Raw genomic sequence first — 17838 nt, 5'->3', positions numbered from 1 at the left:
GCCATAGGCATCACACCCTCCCGGGGTTAGCCTTGCCACCTGTTTTCTCTAAACTGGTGTGATCAACTGTTCCATGGAAATCCCGATGCCCAATCCGTTCAAGTCGGTGCTCGACAAAACCTCCGGCCTGACCCGCCAGACTGCAATCTATGCCGGCAATGCCTTCGACCGGGTGTTCCGGGCCGCCAGTCTGGTCCAGGCCGGCCAGACGCCCTTTGAGACACTGCATTCCGACGGCCTGGTCAGCCTGCGCTATTACCCGCCGCTGCAGGAGGATTTCATCGAACTGGACGATCTGACCATTCCGGTGGAGCGAACCACCCACCGCACCCCGATCGTCATCATCCCGCCCCTGGCGGTCAACATGCTCATCTATGATCTGTTTCCCCAACGCAGCCTGGTCCGTTTCCTGCGCGCCAAGGGTTTCGAGGTTTACCTGATTGACTGGGGCGTGCCGAAGCGCGAACACAGCCATTACAACCTGCATACCTATGTGGCGGAGCTGCTGCCCGCGTATCTGAACCGGGTCCGTGAACACAGTGGTGAGCAGGAGCTGTCCCTGCACGGCTGGAGCATGGGTGGCATGTTCACCCTGTTCTATTCTGCCCTGAGCCAGGACCAGCATGTGCGCAATGCCATTGTGTTGGGTTCCCCCATCGACAGTCACGCTTCCGGATTCATGGGGGTGGCGTCCCAGGCTATCGCCGAGGCGGCGGAGGTGATTCGTAAACGCACGGGCTTCCGCATTCACAATCTGAAACCGCACTGGTTTCATACCCCCGGCTGGGCCAATACCCTGGGGTTCAAGCTGACCAATCCGATCGGCAGCGTGATGGGGTACTGGGAGCTGATTGTGCGGCTGGGGGATCGGGAGTTTGTGACCAGTCATGCCACGACCTCGGCGTTCCTGGATCGGATGGTGGCTTATCCCGGCGGGATTATTCAGGACACGGTGGTTCGGGTGTGGATCGATAATCAGTTGTCAAAGGGTGAGATCCAGATCGGTGAGGATATTGCCCGGCTGGAGAACGTGAGTGCCAACTTACTGGCCATTGCCGGCAGTGAGGATACGATGGTGACGCCGGGGGCGGCCAAGCGGGTGATGGATCATGTGAGTTCCGGGGACAAGACATTTCGGGTGGTGCCCGGGGGGCATATGGGGATTCTGGCTGGGAGTAAGGCGCCCAAGGAGAGCTGGTTAAAGATGGCAGAGTGGTTGGCTCAGCGGTCTGACTAGGTTATCCGGTCTTCAGGCTTCCGACTCCGAGCATGGCGGCATGGGTTGGACAGGGACTTCCAAAACCCGCTCCTTCGGCACGTCCCTGTGACGCTTGAGCTCCGCCATCCATGGCTCCGCACAGTTTTGGAAGTCCCTGTCCAACCCACGCCTCCGCTAACCTTGTAAGTTTGCCAAAGTTGTGGGCAGCTCGGCGAGGTTACTTATCACAGCAGACGGTTCTATCCCCCAGTCTTCAAAAACCTTGTCAGAGTCGCGCTGCACCCAGATAGCTTGCAAACCCGCAGCCCTTGCACCAATCACATCCCAGGCATTACTGGAAACGAGGCATAACGGCTGATCCCACGCTCCCGTCGCCCGCCGTGCGTAGGTGTAGACGGCCGGGTCCGGTTTGAAGCTCTTGATGTCGTCGACCGAGACCAGGCCGTCGAACTGGTCCAGCAGGTTGTTGTGCCCCAGCACCTTCTCCAGCGCCGGGTAACTGCCGTTGGAGAACGCGAACAGCGGGTATTTGCCTTTAAGAGCCTGCAGCGCGGGCAGGGAATCCTCGAACGCGGGTAACGCCAGGTAGGCGGCCATCAGTTCGTCTTCCCGGTCCTGGGACAGTTCCAGCTTTCGGGTGGCCATGGCGTAGCGCAGGGCCTGGCGGGTGCAGACGCCGAAATCTTCGTAGGCTTTCATCAGGCCTTTTCGGAACGAGAACTCCAGCTGTTTCTCGCGCCAGAGGGCGGCTATCGATTCCGCCTGCTCGCCCGCATCCTGCCGTAACAGGTCGGACATGCCCATGGGGTCCACCAGGGTGCCGTAGACATCGAACGCCAGATGCATGGTCATAAAATGAGCCTCGTTTCGTGTAGTTGTCTTGTCCGCTACGCCTAACCGTACTACAGAAGACCCACATTTTTGAATAAACACTCAAAGCTCAGAGATGGCCGACCATCCGGGCACGGGTTACACTGCCATTCATGAACCCGATTGATACATTGAACCTGGATTTTCGCGCGCTCAGTACCTTCCTCGCCGTTCTGGACGAGGGCAGTGTGTCGCGGGCCGCCGTTCGGCTGGGCGTGACCCAGTCGGCGGTCAGCCATACGCTGGAGCGACTCCGGCAGGCGCTGGGTGATCCGCTGTTCGTGAAATCCGGCCGGGGTATCGTGCCGACCCGCTACGCTCTGCAGGCGGGGCCGCATATTCGGCAGATCCTGGACGATCTGCAGTCACTCTCCGCCGGCCCACCGTTCAGCCCGGCCACTGCCGAGTTTACGTTCACCATTGCCGCCAACGATTACCAGAGGGATTTGTTACTTCCGGGCCTGGTCAAAATCCTGCGGCGGGAAGCTCCGGGGATCAGTTTGCAGGTGATTCCATCCGGCATCCCGAGTGCCGATATGTTGCGCAAGGACGTGTGCGACCTGATCATCTCACCCCACCCGCCGGAAGCCACGGACATCATGCAACGGGGGCTGATGGCCGATCGCATGGTGGTATTCTATGACCCTTCCCATCGGGAGCCACCTAGTGATCTGGCGGACTACCTCAAGGCCGATCACATCGCCCTGCTGTTCGCCACCGGCGAGAAACCCAGTCTCGATATCTCGATCTCGGCACGGGGCCTCACGCGGCGCAACGTGGTCACGGTCTCCAACTTCTCCGGTCTTCCCGAGTTCCTCCGGGGCACCGATATGCTGGCAACGGCACCGGAGCGGATGAGTAAACACCTGATGCGGGATTTTGCCTGGGTGCCGCTGCCCTTCGATTTCAAGCCCTTCACGCTGCTGATGCTCTGGCATCGCCGCAACCAGAACGATCCGGCCCATAAGTGGCTGAGAAACCAGGTGAACGCGGTCGCAGCCACCATGAACAAGCTTGACGGCTAATCAATTAATTTCATTCATACGTTGTATGAACGAATAGTCCGTTTTCTTTCTCACGAACATCCATAGACTTACCTGCAAAGCTTAGAGGCAGGCTTGGGGCAGGGGTTCCAAAACTGTGCGGAGCCATGGATGGCGGAGCTCAAGCGTCACAGGGGTGAGGCCGAGCGTTTATGAAGCGAAGCTTCATGCGACAGCCGAACGACTGCAATCTGTGATTGCAGGCTGGACCCCGGAGGGGTGCCGAAGGAGCGCGTTTTGGAACCCCTGCCCCAAGCCTGCCATCCCCCAAGGTATGGAAAGCAAATGCTCACACTCACCAGTGTCTGGACAACGATTCTATTGGCAGCGGCCGTCGCCCTGGGACCCCTGGCGACGGACATGTACCTGCCTGCGTTGCCGCAAATCGGCAGTGACTTCGGTACCGGCACCGACCAGGTCCAGTTGACGCTGAGCCTGTACCTGGCGGGCTTTGCCATCGCACAGCTGGTCTGTGGGCCATTGGCTGACCGATTCGGGCGTAAGCCAATCATGATTGGCGGCTTTGTCCTGTTTGCACTCGCCAGCCTGGGATGTGCCCTGGCCACCAACATCGAAACCCTTCAGGTCTGCCGTTTCCTCCAGGCCCTGGGCGGGTCCGCCGGGCCGGTCCTGGGCCGTGCCGCGATCCGGGACATCTACACCCCGCGCGAAGCCGCGAAGATCCTCGCCATCCTGGCCAGCATCATGGCCGTAGCACCCGCGGTTGCTCCGACCATCGGTGGCGTACTGGTGACCGGCCTGGGCTGGTCATCCATTTTCATCGCGCTCGGCGTCTACGCCCTGATCATGGCGGTTGTGATCGCCTACGGCATTCCCGAACCCATGCGCCCGGAGCATCGCCAACCGCTCAAGCCCCGCGCCCTGCTCCGTAATTATCGTCACATCATCACGGATGTCAGCTTTCTGGGCTATTCGCTCACCAACGCCGCGATCTTCGCCGGACTGTTTGCCTTCCTGTCCGGTTCTTCTTTCGTGCTGATCGATTTCCTCGGAGTCGACCCCCGGCACTTCGGCCTTTACTCGGCCTGCGTGGTCGCCGGATTCATCATCGGTAACCTCACCGCCGTACGCCTGGGCCGCAACCTCCTCACCGATCAAATTCTCGTTCGGGGACTGATGATCGCCGTAGCCGGCGGGACCGCCATGGCCATCCTGGCCTATCAGGAAATCTACAACATCTGGGCCGTCATCCTGCCCCAGGCCCTGTTCATGATCGGCACCGGCATGGTCCTCCCCCAGACCATGGCCGGCGCCCTGGCCAACTTCCCCACCATGGCCGGCTCCGCCTCCGCCCTGTTCGGCTTCATCCAGATGACATTCGCCGCCGTAGCCGGAGGCCTCGTCGGCCACTTCCACGACGGCACCTCCCTGGTCATGGCCAGCATCATCGCCGTATGCGCCGCCATCGCAATGGCCTGCTACCTCATCCTGGTCCAACGCCACCCGGCTCCCGGCTTCGAGCCGCAAGGTGCATCCACTCGATAAATAAAGCTCCGATTTTCGTTGCGGGCTGCTTCGAGGTTCGGGGGGCGATCAGGGCCATGCTTTCCAAAACTGTGCGGAGCCATGGATGGCGGAGCTCAAGCGCCACATGGACGTGCTTGAGCGGGTTTTGGAAAGCATGGCCCTGATCGGCCCTGGCACCTAACCTTAATGGCGATAATGACAATCAAAGTCATCCAAACTAGTCTGGGAGGAGTAGATCAGTAAAACCCAAACCGGACTCAACAAGGAGCCAAAATGAGCAAAGTCACCCTGGACGGCAACCCCATCGAACTGAGCGGCAAATTCCCCCAACCGGGCGACAACGCTCCCCCCTTCACCCTGACCAACAGCGGCCTGGAAGAAGTCAAACTCGACAGCTGGGCGGGCAAGCGCAAGATCCTGAACATCATCCCCAGCATCGACACCGGTGTCTGCGCCGCCTCCACCCGCAAGTTCAACGAGAAGGCCGGCAGCCTGGACAACACCGTGGTGCTGGTGGTCTCCGCCGACCTGCCCTTTGCCGCCTCACGCTTCTGTGGCGCCGAAGGCCTGAAGGATGTGGAAACCCTGTCCACCTTCCGTAACTACGCGTTCCAGCAGGACTACGGTGTTGCCATCCAGGATAGCCCGCTGGCCGGCCTGTGTGCCCGTGCCGTGGTGGTCCTGGACGAGAACAACAAGGTGCTGCACAGCGAGCTGGTAAACGAGATCAAGAACGAACCGGATTACGACGCCGCCCTGAACGCGCTCTGATACCCTCCCGATCGGCTGCCGGGTCACTCAGGCTCCGGCAGCCGATCTGCGTTATACTCTCCTGCCTTTTCACCCACTCCCGATACCACGCAGGCTGTTTTGAACCAGACATCCGAAAACACGAGCCTCGGCCGCCAGCTCTATGACATGACCTGGCCCATGCTGTTCGGCGTTCTGTCCCTGATGACCTTCCACCTGGCCGACAGTGCCTTCGTGGGTCAGCTCGGGCGTGATCCGCTGGCGGCACTGGGCTTCACCGTGCCAATGCAGCAACTGGTCAGCGGCATGTATGTTGGCCTGGGGATTGCGACGACAGCCATCATCTCCCGCACCCTGGGCCAGGGTGACGAGATCCGGGCCCAGCGCCTGGGTGGTCTGGTTGTCACCATCGGTGCCAGTCTGGCCCTGATTCTGTGCCTGACGGTATGGCTGCTTCAGACTGTGATCCTCGATCTGCTGGGGGCCGAGGCGGAGCTGCGGCCGGTGATCCGGGAGTACTGGGCGCCCTGGCTGGTGTCTGCCTGGACCGGGGCCATGCTGTATTTCGGTTACGCGGTCTGCCGCTCCAATGGCGACACCAAGCTGCCGGGCTACATGATGATTGCCACCAGCCTGATCAACATCGCCCTGGATCCGCTGTACATCTTTGTTTTCGGCTGGGGGCTGCCCGGTGCGGCCTGGGCCACCATTACCGCCTTCGGTCTGGGCACGCTGGTGGTCTACCCGGCCCTTCTGCGCCGTCAGTGGCTCCGGTTTGACCTGCTCCAGCTGAAGTTGGCCGCAGCCCTGCGACAGCTTGGCAGCATCATGGCACCGGCCATGGTCAGTCAGCTGATGCCGCCGGTCTCGGCCATGCTGGCCACGGCGCTGGTGGCCGGCTTCGGTTCTGCGGCGGTGGCGGCCTGGGGACTGGGGACCCGGCTCGAATTCTTCTCGATCGTGGTGGTGCTGGCTCTGACCATGTCCATGCCGCCGATGATCGGGCGCCTGCTGGGGGCCGGCGAAGTGGAGACCATCCGGCGTCTGGTGCGCATTGCCGTGCGGTTTATCGTGGTCTGGCAGCTGGCTCTGGCGTTGGTCTGGCTGGCCGCGTCAGGCCTGGTTTCGACCCTGTTCACTAAGGACACGGATGTGCAGGAGATCCTGGTGAACTATCTGTTGCGGGTGCCGCTGAGTTACAGCGGGCTGGGAGTGTGTATGCTGATGGTCTCGGTGAACAATGCCCTCGGATTGCCCATGCGCGCCTTGCTGATCTCTACCCTGCGGCTGTTTGCCTGGTACCTGCCGATGCTGTGGCTGGGCTCGCAGATCTCCGGGCTTACCGGGCTGATGTCAGGGGCCCTGGTGGGTAACCTGCTGGCCGGCACCACCGCCTATCTCCTGTACCGCCAAGGCATGACTCATCTCCGCCAGCAGGAGGCGCCCGCCTGATTGCGGGCACCGGCTTGGACGGACTGACTCAGGAAGTCCCTGTTTCACTTCCGGCGAAGCGTGAGCGGAAGCTGTCCGGCATGGGCGCCACTTGCCGGCGCTGGTAGTCGAAGAACACGAAGCCGTATTTGGCGAGCGCCACGGGTTGGCCACCGTCCGCCTTGGTGACCCGGAACACGAAGTCGCCGCCGTACTTGTTGAAGTCCATCAGGCCAACTTCGAAGCGCAGCATGTCCGGGTAGAAGGACTCGGACTGGTACATGGTGGCCAGGTCGGTAATGATGATTCCGATGTCCTGCCGGTCGCTTTCTTCCACGCCGTATTCCACGAGAAACTGGGCCCTGGCTTCGGACAGCATGGAGATGAGGGCGTCGTTGCCGAGGTGGTTGGCGCCGTTGATGTCGGTGATGCGGACGGGCATTCTGGTTTCGAAGACGAAGGCGTCGTCCGGGAAGGAGAGTTTGATTCGGGCCACGGTTGGTCACCTGTCTGAATGCGGGTTGCTGTTGCCGCGAATCATACGCGCTTGGGTTTTGCTGTTCACCCTATGGCAAATTCAGTTATCTTGCTCTTTATCTTATCTCCGCGCATCGACATCTGGAGCGAGTGGCGATCGGGGTGAGCTTTCCAAAACCCGCTCGAGCACGTCCATGTGGCGCTTGAGCTCCGCCATCCTTGGCTCCGCACAGTTTTGGAAAGCTCACCCCGATCACCACCCAGCCCCCTGACGCGCACTGACGTAATGTACATAACGGGAACACTATGGATATACGCCCTGCCGCCACACTGATCCTCCTTCGAGACACGTCCGACGGGCTTCAGGTCTTGCTCCTGCAACGGACCTGGAAAGCCGCTTTCATGCCCGGGTACTTTGTTTTCCCCGGCGGTGCGGTGGACGTTCAGGAACCCCATGGCCGTGAACACGCCATTGGTCCGGCCGATGCCGAGATCAGTCAGATCATGAGTCTGGATGAAGGTGGTGCGGATTATATGCTGGCCGCCGTCCGGGAGTGTTTCGAGGAGGCCGGGATTCTGCTGGCGCGGGATGATCAGGGGGCGCTGGTCCGCGCCGATCACCCGGTCCGGAAGGAGCGGATACCGCTGTTCAAGGGAGAGGTTTCTCTCGCGGAATTGTGTCAGAAACATACTCTGACGATTCCTCTTGATCGGGTAGCTTATCTGAGCCACTGGATAACGCCACCCGGCCCGCCACGGCGGTTTGATACCCGGTTTTTTGTGGCGGCGGCGCCGGAGGGGCAGGATGCTTCCCATGACGGGGTGGAGACCATTGATCATGTCTGGATCGATCCGGCGCTGGCGCTGGAGGAGCACCGCAGAGGCAAGCGGTTGCTGGGGCTGCCGACGATCCGGACGCTGCGGGTACTGAGCGATTTTGGCACCACCGAAGCGGTCATGCGCTATGCCCACGCCAATCCACCGGAGCCGTATCCCAGTCAACCATGGCCGGCGACGCGCAAGGGCAAACCGGTCACCCTGGAGCCCGGCTCACCGGCCTATGATGAAGCGGCCAAGCTGGATCCGGAGGGCGAGGGTTCAACCCGTGCGGAGATAGTGCCCGGGGAAGCGGTGGAGATTGCCGCCGGGGTGCTGCGGCTGACCGCGCCCAACCCGGGCATGATGACCGGCCCGGGCACCAACACCTACCTGCTGGGTCACGAAAGGTTTACGGTCCTGGACCCGGGCCCGGATGACCCGGCCCATATCGAGCGGATTCTGGAGCTGACCGGGGGCGTGATCGATCAGGTGGTGGTGACCCACACCCATATTGACCACTCACCGGGCACCGTCACGCTGAAAGAGAAGACCGGTTGCCGGGTCTTTGGCTGGCCCGCGCCTGCCGGTGCCTCCCAGGACCAGTCCTTTGAGCCTGACGACCAACCGCAGCACGGGGATCTGATTGTCACCGAGGCCGGACTGCTCAAGGTGCTTCACACCCCCGGCCATGCCTCGAACCATCTGTGTTACCTGCTGGTGGACCAGGAGCTGCTGTTCTCCGGGGACCACATCATGCAGGGCTCGACCGTGGTCATTAATCCGCCGGACGGGGACATGAAGGCCTACATCGAGTCGCTGTACGAGTTGCTGACAGAACCGCTGAATTACATCGCGCCGGCCCACGGCTTCCTGATGGCCCGGCCCGAGGCGGTGATCGACTACCTGATCACCCATCGACTGTCCCGCGAGCACAAGGTGGCCAAGGCCCTCAAGGAGTTATCACCGGTCGGCCTGAAAGATCTGACAGCCAGGGCCTACGACGATGTCCCGGCGGCGATTCACGGTCTGGCCGCCCGTTCGGCCCTCGCGCACCTGCTTAAACTGGAAGCGGACGACCGTGCCAGGGAAGAGGACGGGCAGTGGTTCAGCAATGATCACACCTGACCAGGGCACTCGGTTTCAACCGAGCAGTTTCACAGCCATCTAACGCAAAAAGCCCGGAATTCCCGGGCTTTTGTTTTGAACAGTCAGGATTTTCTATTTCTTGGCAATCACCCAGACCGCGTGCACGATGCCCGGAATGTAACCCAGGAGCGTCAGCAGGATGTTGATCCAGAAGTGTTTGCCGATACCGACCTGCAGGAACACGCCCAGGGGCGGTAACAAAATTGCTATTAAAATTCGCAAAAGATCCATAGGGTTCACTCCATGGCAACGTTATAACTGTCACATGCTTACAACATAGCACCTGTAAACAGCTTTGACCGGCACTGCCACTCATCGTGGCCGGATTTAATGAAAAGGGCATTAAACCTTTGTCACAGCTGTATCCATAACGGCCAGCGTGACTCTATCCTTTAGCGCCAAATCACGAACGTTGAGGAACCATGCTGTTTGACGCCACCCGAACAACGAGCTTCCTGCTGGCACTGGCCGCCGCGCTTGGCCTTGCCTCCCTGCCCGTACTGGCCGAAGACTCCTCTGCCAACGCCCCCGGCGATACAGCCCCGAAAGCGATCCTGGTGGCGGAACTGGCCGAGGATGAGGATGTCGAGGACATAGAGCAGTCCGAGCCTCTGGAATCGACCGCAACAGAAGCGGAACTGGAATCGGACGCTGGTCCCGATGCCGGCGAGCAGGCTGTCCGGGAAGAGGCGGCCCAGAGGGTTGCCCCGAACATTGACCTGAAGGAAGTCGTGCCAGAGCCTGCCCCCTCAGCCACGGTGACCAGACCGGAACCGGAAGCTGGCGCGGAAGATGAAACGGAGGCGACTCCGGAAACCGTCCAGGCCGCGCCTGAGCCTGAACCTGAGCCGGAAAAAGCCAGCAGCTTCACCCTGCTGGGCAGCGAAGTAATGCCGGGAACCTCGACCCGACTGGCCTGGTCACCGGGCATCCAGATCGCCGGGCTGTCCCAGCCCACCCCGGTGCTGGTGGTCAATGGGGTCAATGCCGGCCCCACCCTTTGCCTGACCGGGGCCGTTCATGGTGACGAGCTCAACGGTATCGAGATCATCCGCCGCGCGGTGTACGACCTGAACCCTGAGAAACTCAGCGGGCGCGTGGTGGGCATCCCCATCGTCAACCTGCCGGGATTCCAGCAGGCCAGTCGTTATCTGCCGGACCGGCGCGACCTGAACCGGCACTTTCCCGGCAGCGAGACCGGCAGCCTGGCAGACCGGATCGCCCATTCCCTGTTCGAGAATATCATCCGCCGTTGCGACATGCTGGTGGACATCCACACCGGCTCCCTGAAACGCACCAACCTGCCGCAGTTGCGGGCGGACATGAACAACCCGGACGTGGCCCGGTTCACCCGAGGCTTTGATCGCATGGCCGTGGTCCACAGCTCCGGATCGGCCGGCATGCTCAGGACCGCGGCGGTGGAGGCCGGGATTACCACGGTCACCATGGAGGCCGGCGAATCCCACCGGATCCAGGAGCATCAGATCGAGGCCGGGGTCAACAGCCTGACCAGCCTGATGGAGAAACAGGGCATGATTTCGCGGATGTTTGTCTGGGGCGACCCGGAGCCGGTCTACTACGACTCCGACTGGATCCGGGCCGACCACGGCGGCATCCTGTTCAGCGAGGTGGAGCTGGGCGCCAATGTCAGCGAGGGGGAAATCCTTGGCTATGTCGCCGATCCGATCACCAATGCCCAGCATCCGATCCGCTCGACCTCAAAAGGCCGGATCATCGGCATGGCGGTGGACCAGGTGGTGATGGCCGGTTTTGCCGCCTACCACATTGGTACGGAGGCAGAAGTGCCGGGAGAGTAGTATGCTAGTCGTTTTTCACCCAGCGGATGAAAAACGACGGGAGAACCGCTCTTGGCTTCGTCACAGTCCTTCTCGAGATCCACGGCACTGGCCTACACCGGACTGGTGCTGACGCCCCTGTTCTGGGCCGGCAATGCCGTGGTTGCCCGGGGCACGGTGCAGGACATACCCCCCCTGTCCATGTCGTTTTGGCGCTGGATCATCGCCCTGGCGATCCTGTTGCCCTTTGGCCTGCCCGGGGTCTTGCGCCACCGGCAGGTGATCCGCCAGCACCTCGGCTCCATGGTGGCGCTGGCCACCTTCAGCGTGGCCGCGTTTAACTCGTTGCTGTACTACGCCGCCATCACCACCACCGCCACCAACATCGCCCTGATCAACGCCACCATCCCCATCTTCGTGGCCCTGCTGGCCTGGCTGATGCTGGGCGACCGCACCCGCCCGATCCAGGCCCTGGGTATCGGCCTTGCGGTGCTCGGCATCCTGGTGGTAATTGCCCGGGGCCAGCTGTCGGTGCTCACGGGCCTCCAGGCCCAGCCCGGTGACCTGATCATGGTCGCGGCGGTGTTCAGCTGGGGCCTGTTCTCGGTGTTGTTGCGCCGCCAGGCGGTGCCGCTGCCGGCCCTGACGTTCCTAACCACCCAGATCCTGCTTGGCACCCTGATCATCCTGCCGTTCTATCTGATGGATCTGTTTTTCTTTGCCGGTGGTTTCGAACTATCCCGCGATACCGCGCTGCCATTGATCTACTTCGCCATCTTCCCCGGCATTCTGGCCTACGCGTTCTGGAACCACGGGGTGCATACCATTGGCCCAGGGGGGGCCGCCATTTTCATGTACCTGACCCCGGTGTATGCGTCCGTCCTTGCCGGTCTGTTCCTGGGCGAGTCCCTGGGGCTGTTCCATATCGTCGGCGGCGGCCTGATCCTGGCGGGACTGTTGCTGGCCACACGGGTCAAACGGCCTGCTTTCCGCAAGGCGGAGGACTAGGCAGGACGGGTCAGGCTGCTGGCAGCGCCTGCTCGATCCGATCCAGTACCTCGACCAGGGTCTGGCGCGGACAGCCGATGTTCAGGCGCATGAACCCGCTGCCGGGCTCTCCGAAACTGATACCCGGATTCATGCCCACGCCGGCGTCCTGGACAAAGAAGCGTTTCAGGCCGGCATCGTCCAGCCCCAGTCCGCGACAATCCAGCCACATCAGATAGGTGCCTTCGGGCGCGAAGGTGGTGATGCCGGGCAGGCGGCCGATGGCATCAACGACAAAATCCCGGTTCCCCTGCAGGTACTCCATCAGCTGGTCGAGCCAGGGGCCACCGGTCCGGTAGCCAGCCTCGAAGCCGGCCACGCTGAACGGGTTGCATTGGGGCATGTGCATCTGGTCAAACACGCTCTTGATGGCCTGACGACGGGACTGGTCGGGGATCACCAGGGCCGATAGCCCCAGCCCCGGCATGTTGAAGCTCTTGCTCGGCGCCACTGCGGTGATCAGGGCGTCATCCGGTTCGGCCAGGGTAGGCAGCACCCGATGGCGAGGCGCATCCGGGAACACAAGGTCACAGTGGATTTCGTCGCTGAGTACCACCAGATCGTGCCGTCGCGCGATATCAAGCACGGCCCGCAGCTCCTGTTCCGACCATACCCGGCCCACCGGATTATGGGGCGAACATAACATCAGCACCCGGTTCTCCGGCCGCGCCGCGCAGGCCTCCAGATGTTCCAGATCCATGGTGTAGCGGATCTCGCCATCCTCGGCCCTGTCAGCAATCAGCGGGTTCTCCACGACGCTCCGCCCGGTCAGCTTCACCGAACTGAAAAACGGCGGGTACACCGGCGGCTGGATGATCACGCCCTCACCGGGCCCGGCATAGGCCAGGCAGGCCGCGTGCAGCGACGGCACCACCCCCGGCGCCATCAGGATCCACTCCCGGCGGATCTCCCAGCCATGACACTGCCGGAACCAGTCAATCATGGACTGGTACAGGGACTCGGGGAACAGCGTGTACCCATAGACCGGGTGCTCGGCACGCTGCTTCAGGGCCTCCGTTACTGCCTCCGGGGCCGCGAAGTCCATGTCCGCCACCCAGACCGGTACGACGTCTTCCCGGCCAAAGACCGCCTTGCGGGCATCGAACTTTACGGAACAGGTGTTCTCACGGGACACAGGTTGATCGAAACGGGGCACGGGCGCTCTCCAGGGTCGCTATACGGACTGACAATGCCGGTTATTGTGTCCACAGCAAGGGCGTCAGGCAAACCCTTGGGCTTTGGTCGAATTCCCGAGAATAGCATTTGCCAAGATCCGCTTTACTTGCGAACCTAACCGTTTATTCATCCGACTTTTCCCGATTGCCGGAGCCCTCCGATGCTTGGCCAGATTCTTTCCACGATGTTGCCGGTGTTTTTGATTACCGGCTGTGGCGCCCTGTACGGCCGTTACCGCAGCCCCGATATTAAGGGCCTGAACGTACTGAACATGGAGCTGTTTGTGCCGCTGCTGGTGTTTGCGGTACTGGCGGACCAACAGGCGCCCCTGCAGGAATACGCCAGGCTGGCCCTGGGCGCGACGGTGGTGGTGCTCGGCTCCGGCGTCCTGCTATACCCGGTGGCCAAGGCACTCAAGCTGAACCTGAAAACCTTCCTGCCGCCGATGATGTTCAACAACTCCGGCAACATGGGCATTCCGGTATTGCTGCTGGCCTTCGGTGATGCAGCCCTGCCGGCGGCCATCGTGCTGTTCATTGTGGAGATGTTGCTGCACTTCAGCGTGGGGCTCTATATGCTCGATCCCCACACCTCGATTATCCAGCGCCTGAAGCTCCCGATTGTGTTCGCCTGCGTTGCCGGTCTGGCGGTCAACCTCAGCGGCATCGCCCTGCCCGACACCCTGCTGGAGAGCATGAACATGCTCGGTGAGGTGTGTATCCCGCTGATGCTGTTTGCCCTGGGAGTACGCATGCTGGACATCGATTTCAACGACTGGAAACTGGGCCTGCTGGGGGCCATCGCCTGCCCCGCCAGCGGCCTGCTGCTGGCCTGGCCGCTGATTGCCGTGCTCGACCTACCGGGTCTGCAGGCCGCCTCACTGTGGGTGTTCGCCGCCTTGCCTCCGGCGGTGCTCAATTATATGGTGGCGGAGCAATACCAGCAGGAGCCCCACACGGTGGCGTCACTGGTCCTGCTCAGTAACCTCGGCAGCCTGGTGGTGATACCGATCGTGCTGGGACTGGTGTTTGCCGCCGGTTACGTCTAAGGAAAAGTCAGCATGTCTGAAGCAGCTGCGGTGGTTCGCGCCTTTCGCCCCAACTTCCTGGTTCTCGCCCCTCTTTGCGCCGGGCTTGGCGTGGCCGTCGCCTGGCAACAGGGCGGCTCACCGGCGCTGATCGACACCCTGCTGGTCTTCATTGGCGCCCTGCTCGCCCACGCGGCGGTCAATCTGTTCAACGAGTACGAGGACTTTGTTTCCGGCCTGGACCTGATCACCCGGCGCACCCCCTTCTCCGGCGGCAGCGGCGCACTGCCCGAAGTGCCATCGGCGGCCAAGGGCGTTCTGGCTGCCGCCATTGGAACCCTGGGCCTGGTGACGGCCATCGGCCTGTACTTTCTCTGGCAACGGGGATTACCCATGCTGGTATTGGGCGTTGCCGGTATCGTCCTGGTGCTGACCTACACCCGCTGGATAACCCGCCGGCCCATCCTGTGCCTGCTCGCCCCGGGCCTCGGATTCGGGCCGGTCATGGTTCTGGGTGCCATCGTCGCGCTGGGCGGCAGGATCGACACTGCCGCCCTCCTGGTGACCCTGGTCGCCCAGTGCCTGGTGAGCGAGCTTTTGCTGATCAACCAGATTCCGGATGCCGACGCTGACCAGAAAGTCGGCCGGCGTCACCTGGTCATTACCCTGGGCCGAACGGCGGCTGCGCGACTGGTCGCGGTGCTCTTGCTTGGCAGTTATGTTCCTGTCCTGGCGGGTGTTCCGCTGGGCGTGCTGCCGGCGTGGAGTGCTCTTGCCCTGTCCACCTTACCGGTCAGCCTGTGGATTTCCCGGCAACTGCCGCTCGTGCTCGACAACCCGGAGCGGCTGAATGCGGTGCTGGGAACGAACGTGGCAGTCCTGCTGTCCACACTGGCGTTACTGATTGCCGGACTCAGCCTCTGACAACCAACCGGGTTTCACATCCGGACTTGATCCCGATCCTTGCAAGTACAGGGACTTTGGCCGATGGTTAAGGTCAGATTTTGTTGATTTCATTGATGATATGGAGGTCTGCCCATGAGCGTTCTGCTGTTACTGATCAGTGCCCTGGTACTGATCTACCTTGGCATCGGAGGCACCGTGGCAGCCGCGGTGATGGCCATTGCCACCGTTGTCGGCCTGTTCCAGGATGAATGGCACCTTCTCAGCATCATCTTCGGCGGCATTTTCCTTGCTCTGGCGCTGATCCTGGTCATCCCCGGCGACCTGCGCCTGGACAAGATCAGCCGCCCTCTGCTGGGCTGGGTCCGCAGCCGGCTGCCCAAACTGTCCGATACCGAACAGGAAGCGCTCAACTCGGGCTCCGTGGACTGGGATGGCGAACTCTTCTCGGGCAAACCCAACTGGAACAAGCTGCTGGACGCCAAGCCGGCCCACCTGACCAGCGAAGAGCAGGCCTTCCTCGATGGCCCGGTGGAAGAGCTCTGCGCCATGCTCGATGACTGGAAAATCACCCACGAGCATTACGACCTGCCGGACAAGGTCTGGAAGTTCATAAGGGAGAAAGGCTTCTTCGGGCTGGTCATCCCCAAGGAGGACGGCGGACTGGGCTTCTCCAACACCGCCCACTCCGAGATTGTCATGAAGATCTCCACCCGCAGCGTTTCGGCGGCGGTGACCGTCATGGTGCCCAACTCCCTGGGCCCGGGTGAGCTGCTGATGCACTACGGCACCGACGACCAGAAGCAGCATTACCTGCCACGCCTGGCCCAGGGCGAGGAAATTCCCTGCTTTGCCCTGACCTCCCCGGTGGCCGGTTCCGACGCCGGGGCCATTCCGGACAAGGGTATCGTCTGCAAGGGTGAGTGGAACGGCGAGGAAGTCCTGGGCCTGAAGGTGACCTGGAACAAGCGTTACATCACCCTGGCCCCGGTAGCCACCCTGATCGGCCTGGCCATCAAGGTCTATGACCCCGAGCACCTGGTGGGCGAGAACGACGAAGTGGGTGTGACCTGCGTACTGGTTCCGAAGGACACCGACGGTGTGAACGCCGGCGCCCGCCACCTGCCCATGAACACCGTGTTCATGAACGGGCCTACATGGGGTGACGAGGTCTTTATTCCCATGGAACAGGTCATCGGTGGCCAGGACATGCTCGGCAAGGGCTGGACCATGCTGCTGGAGTGCCTGTCCATCGGCCGCTCCATTTCCCTGCCCGCCCTGGGCACCGGTGCCGGCAAGGTGGCCAGCCTGGCCACCGGCTCCTACGCCTACACCCGGGAACAGTTCGGCCGTTCCATCAGCCAGTTTGAAGGCGTGCAGGAAGCCCTGGAACCCATCGCCGGCTACACCTACATGATGGATGCCGCCCGCCTGCTCACCTCCGGCATGCTGGACCGGGGCGTACGCCCCTCCGTGCCCTCAGCGGTGCTGAAATACCGCAACACCGACCTGATGCGGGAAGTGATCAACCACGCCATGGATGTCGTCGCCGGCCGGGGTGTCATCACCGGCCCCCGCAACTTCCTGGCCCGGGCCTACCAGGCGGTGCCCATTGGCATCACCGTGGAAGGCGCCAACATCCTCACCCGCAGCCTGATGATCTTCGGCCAGGGCGCCATCCGCTGCCATCCGTTCATCGTCGAGGAAATCGAAGCGGCGGGTATGGAAGACGAAGACAAGGCCGCGAAGAAATTCGACGGCATCTTCTACCGTCACCTGGCCCACACCACCCGCAATGCGCTGCGGGCTTTCCTGCTGGCACTGACCGGAGGGGTGATCGAATCGGTGCCGCGCCACGGCGAAATCAAGCGCCATTATCGCCAGCTGGCCAGGTTCTCTGCATCCTTTGCCCTGATGACCGACGTCACCCTGCTCACCGTCGGCGGCGGCCTGAAAGCCCGGCAGCGCCTGTCCGGCCGGATGGCAGACTGCCTTGTGCACCTCTACTACGCCACTGCAGTGATCAAGCAATGGCATGAGGAAGGCTATCCCGATGACCAGCGTCCGCTGGTGGAATGGAGTCTGAAAACCTGTCTGCGGGATCTGCAGGGCTCCATGCGCGAGGCCATCATCAACTTCCCGGTGCCGGCCCTGCGCTGGCCGCTACGCCTGCTGGTATTCCCCCTCGGCGCCACCGGCCTCAACGGCCCGGATGACAGCCTGGGCACCAAAGTCGCCCGCACCATCGTCGAGGATACCCCGGTGCGCCAGCGCATCAGCCGCGGCGCCTACACCAACATGGATCCGGAAGATCCGCTGGGCCGCGTACTCAACGCCTACAAACTGGCCAACGAAACCGCCGGCATGCGCGGCCGGCTGCATGAGGCCATTCGTAACCGGGACGAGGACGAACTCGACAACATCGCCCTGCTGATGGGCCACGAACGCAAGGAACTGGTGGACTGGGCCTGCGCCCAGGGCGTAGTGAAAGCGGATGAATGCGACAAGCTACTGGAAGCGCTGACCGCCCTGTATGACGTTATCCGGGTGGATGCGTTCGACGGCGACGGGCTCAAGGCCCTGTCCCGCTGCGCCAAGGGCAAGCGCAAAGTGGTGGAAAGGTCCGCCCAGGAATAATCCGGAAGG

At 62.0% G+C, this 17838-nt stretch carries 15 protein-coding genes; 11 read left to right on the top strand and 4 right to left on the bottom strand.

The window, feature by feature from the left end; translation table 11 throughout:
- Positions 1-85 precede the first annotated feature (85 nt).
- Positions 86-1237 (top strand): alpha/beta fold hydrolase, encoded by a 1152-nt coding sequence (locus tag ACESMW_RS03850; protein WP_372985755.1) that lies wholly within the window; start codon positions 86-88, stop codon positions 1235-1237.
- Between the two features lie 156 nt (positions 1238-1393).
- Here the strand turns inward: ACESMW_RS03850 and ACESMW_RS03845 are convergent, their stop codons facing one another.
- The gene (locus tag ACESMW_RS03845; RefSeq protein WP_372985754.1) at positions 1394-2071 is read right to left on the bottom strand and encodes a haloacid dehalogenase type II; all 678 of its coding nucleotides are present in this window, start codon (positions 2069-2071) and stop codon (positions 1394-1396) included.
- Between the two features lie 131 nt (positions 2072-2202).
- Here ACESMW_RS03845 and ACESMW_RS03840 point away from each other — a divergent pair, with 131 nt between their 5' ends.
- The 4 genes from ACESMW_RS03840 (at position 2203) to ACESMW_RS03825 (ending at position 6822) form a co-directional block, all read left to right on the top strand.
- Positions 2203-3114 carry a LysR family transcriptional regulator gene (locus tag ACESMW_RS03840; RefSeq protein WP_372985753.1) on the top strand — a complete coding sequence of 304 codons (912 nt, stop codon included), beginning with the start codon at positions 2203-2205 and terminating at the stop codon, positions 3112-3114.
- 303 nt (positions 3115-3417) lie between these two features.
- Positions 3418-4638, top strand: coding sequence for a Bcr/CflA family multidrug efflux MFS transporter (locus tag ACESMW_RS03835; RefSeq protein ID WP_372985752.1), 1221 nt, complete (start codon positions 3418-3420; stop codon positions 4636-4638).
- Between the two features lie 255 nt (positions 4639-4893).
- Entirely contained in the window at positions 4894-5391 is a 498-nt protein-coding gene (tpx, locus tag ACESMW_RS03830; protein WP_372985751.1) for a thiol peroxidase, read from the top strand.
- A 147-nt stretch (positions 5392-5538) separates the two neighbouring features.
- Positions 5539-6822, top strand: a complete 1284-nt coding sequence (locus ACESMW_RS03825; protein ID WP_372985782.1) for an MATE family efflux transporter — start codon at positions 5539-5541, stop codon at positions 6820-6822.
- A gap of 28 nt (positions 6823-6850) precedes the next feature.
- Here the strand turns inward: ACESMW_RS03825 and ACESMW_RS03820 are convergent, their stop codons facing one another.
- Positions 6851-7297 (bottom strand): thioesterase family protein, encoded by a 447-nt coding sequence (locus ACESMW_RS03820; RefSeq protein ID WP_372985750.1) that lies wholly within the window; start codon positions 7295-7297, stop codon positions 6851-6853.
- A gap of 287 nt (positions 7298-7584) precedes the next feature.
- Here ACESMW_RS03820 and ACESMW_RS03815 point away from each other — a divergent pair, with 287 nt between their 5' ends.
- Positions 7585-9222: an MBL fold metallo-hydrolase gene (locus tag ACESMW_RS03815; RefSeq protein WP_372985749.1), complete on the top strand. Its 1638-nt coding sequence runs from the start codon at positions 7585-7587 to the stop codon at positions 9220-9222.
- Between the two features lie 93 nt (positions 9223-9315).
- Here the strand turns inward: ACESMW_RS03815 and ACESMW_RS03810 are convergent, their stop codons facing one another.
- A complete protein-coding gene (locus ACESMW_RS03810; RefSeq protein ID WP_091998138.1) occupies positions 9316-9474 on the bottom strand; it encodes a YqaE/Pmp3 family membrane protein in 159 nt (52 codons plus the stop codon).
- Positions 9475-9665: 191 nt separating this feature from the next.
- On the opposite strand from ACESMW_RS03810, the gene ACESMW_RS03805 reads away from it, so the two are divergent.
- Together ACESMW_RS03805 and ACESMW_RS03800 are read left to right on the top strand one after the other, a co-directional pair.
- Entirely contained in the window at positions 9666-11060 is a 1395-nt protein-coding gene (locus ACESMW_RS03805; protein WP_372985748.1) for a succinylglutamate desuccinylase/aspartoacylase family protein, read from the top strand.
- A gap of 51 nt (positions 11061-11111) precedes the next feature.
- The gene (locus ACESMW_RS03800; RefSeq protein ID WP_372985747.1) at positions 11112-12047 is read left to right on the top strand and encodes a DMT family transporter; all 936 of its coding nucleotides are present in this window, start codon (positions 11112-11114) and stop codon (positions 12045-12047) included.
- A gap of 10 nt (positions 12048-12057) precedes the next feature.
- Here the strand turns inward: ACESMW_RS03800 and ACESMW_RS03795 are convergent, their stop codons facing one another.
- Positions 12058-13242 (bottom strand): MalY/PatB family protein, encoded by a 1185-nt coding sequence (locus tag ACESMW_RS03795; RefSeq protein ID WP_372985746.1) that lies wholly within the window; start codon positions 13240-13242, stop codon positions 12058-12060.
- A gap of 180 nt (positions 13243-13422) precedes the next feature.
- On the opposite strand from ACESMW_RS03795, the gene ACESMW_RS03790 reads away from it, so the two are divergent.
- The 3 genes from ACESMW_RS03790 to ACESMW_RS03780 all read left to right on the top strand — a co-directional run bounded on the left by ACESMW_RS03790 (position 13423) and on the right by ACESMW_RS03780 (position 17829).
- Complete coding sequence (locus tag ACESMW_RS03790) at positions 13423-14310, top strand: AEC family transporter (RefSeq protein ID WP_372985745.1); 888 nt, start codon at positions 13423-13425, stop codon at positions 14308-14310.
- A gap of 12 nt (positions 14311-14322) precedes the next feature.
- On the top strand, positions 14323-15213 hold the full coding sequence (locus ACESMW_RS03785) for a prenyltransferase (RefSeq protein WP_372985744.1): 891 nt from the start codon (positions 14323-14325) through the stop codon (positions 15211-15213).
- A 114-nt stretch (positions 15214-15327) separates the two neighbouring features.
- Positions 15328-17829 carry an acyl-CoA dehydrogenase gene (locus ACESMW_RS03780; protein ID WP_372985743.1) on the top strand — a complete coding sequence of 834 codons (2502 nt, stop codon included), beginning with the start codon at positions 15328-15330 and terminating at the stop codon, positions 17827-17829.
- The last annotated feature ends 9 nt before the right edge of the window (positions 17830-17838 follow it).

Origin of the sequence: Marinobacter sp. (assembly GCF_041690455.1) — a bacterium.
GTDB lineage: Bacteria > Pseudomonadota > Gammaproteobacteria > Pseudomonadales > Oleiphilaceae > Marinobacter.
Note: the sequence above shows the minus strand (reverse complement) of the source record. Positions and strands in the feature narration are given on the sequence as shown.

Excerpts from the sequence above, each read along its gene's own strand:
- ACESMW_RS03810 (WP_091998138.1), bottom strand. The coding sequence starts at position 9,474 with ATGGATCTTTTGCGAATTTTAATAGCAATTTTGTTACCGCCCCTGGGC.
- ACESMW_RS03815 (WP_372985749.1), top strand. The coding sequence starts at position 7,585 with ATGGATATACGCCCTGCCGCCACACTGATCCTCCTTCGAGACACGTCC.
- ACESMW_RS03845 (WP_372985754.1), bottom strand. The coding sequence starts at position 2,071 with ATGACCATGCATCTGGCGTTCGATGTCTACGGCACCCTGGTGGACCCC.
- ACESMW_RS03805 (WP_372985748.1), top strand. The coding sequence starts at position 9,666 with ATGCTGTTTGACGCCACCCGAACAACGAGCTTCCTGCTGGCACTGGCC.
- tpx (WP_372985751.1), top strand. The coding sequence starts at position 4,894 with ATGAGCAAAGTCACCCTGGACGGCAACCCCATCGAACTGAGCGGCAAA.
- ACESMW_RS03790 (WP_372985745.1), top strand. The coding sequence starts at position 13,423 with ATGCTTGGCCAGATTCTTTCCACGATGTTGCCGGTGTTTTTGATTACC.
- ACESMW_RS03785 (WP_372985744.1), top strand. The coding sequence starts at position 14,323 with ATGTCTGAAGCAGCTGCGGTGGTTCGCGCCTTTCGCCCCAACTTCCTG.
- ACESMW_RS03780 (WP_372985743.1), top strand. The coding sequence starts at position 15,328 with ATGAGCGTTCTGCTGTTACTGATCAGTGCCCTGGTACTGATCTACCTT.
- ACESMW_RS03850 (WP_372985755.1), top strand. The coding sequence starts at position 86 with ATGCCCAATCCGTTCAAGTCGGTGCTCGACAAAACCTCCGGCCTGACC.
- ACESMW_RS03840 (WP_372985753.1), top strand. The coding sequence starts at position 2,203 with ATGAACCCGATTGATACATTGAACCTGGATTTTCGCGCGCTCAGTACC.
- ACESMW_RS03835 (WP_372985752.1), top strand. The coding sequence starts at position 3,418 with ATGCTCACACTCACCAGTGTCTGGACAACGATTCTATTGGCAGCGGCC.
- ACESMW_RS03825 (WP_372985782.1), top strand. The coding sequence starts at position 5,539 with ATGACCTGGCCCATGCTGTTCGGCGTTCTGTCCCTGATGACCTTCCAC.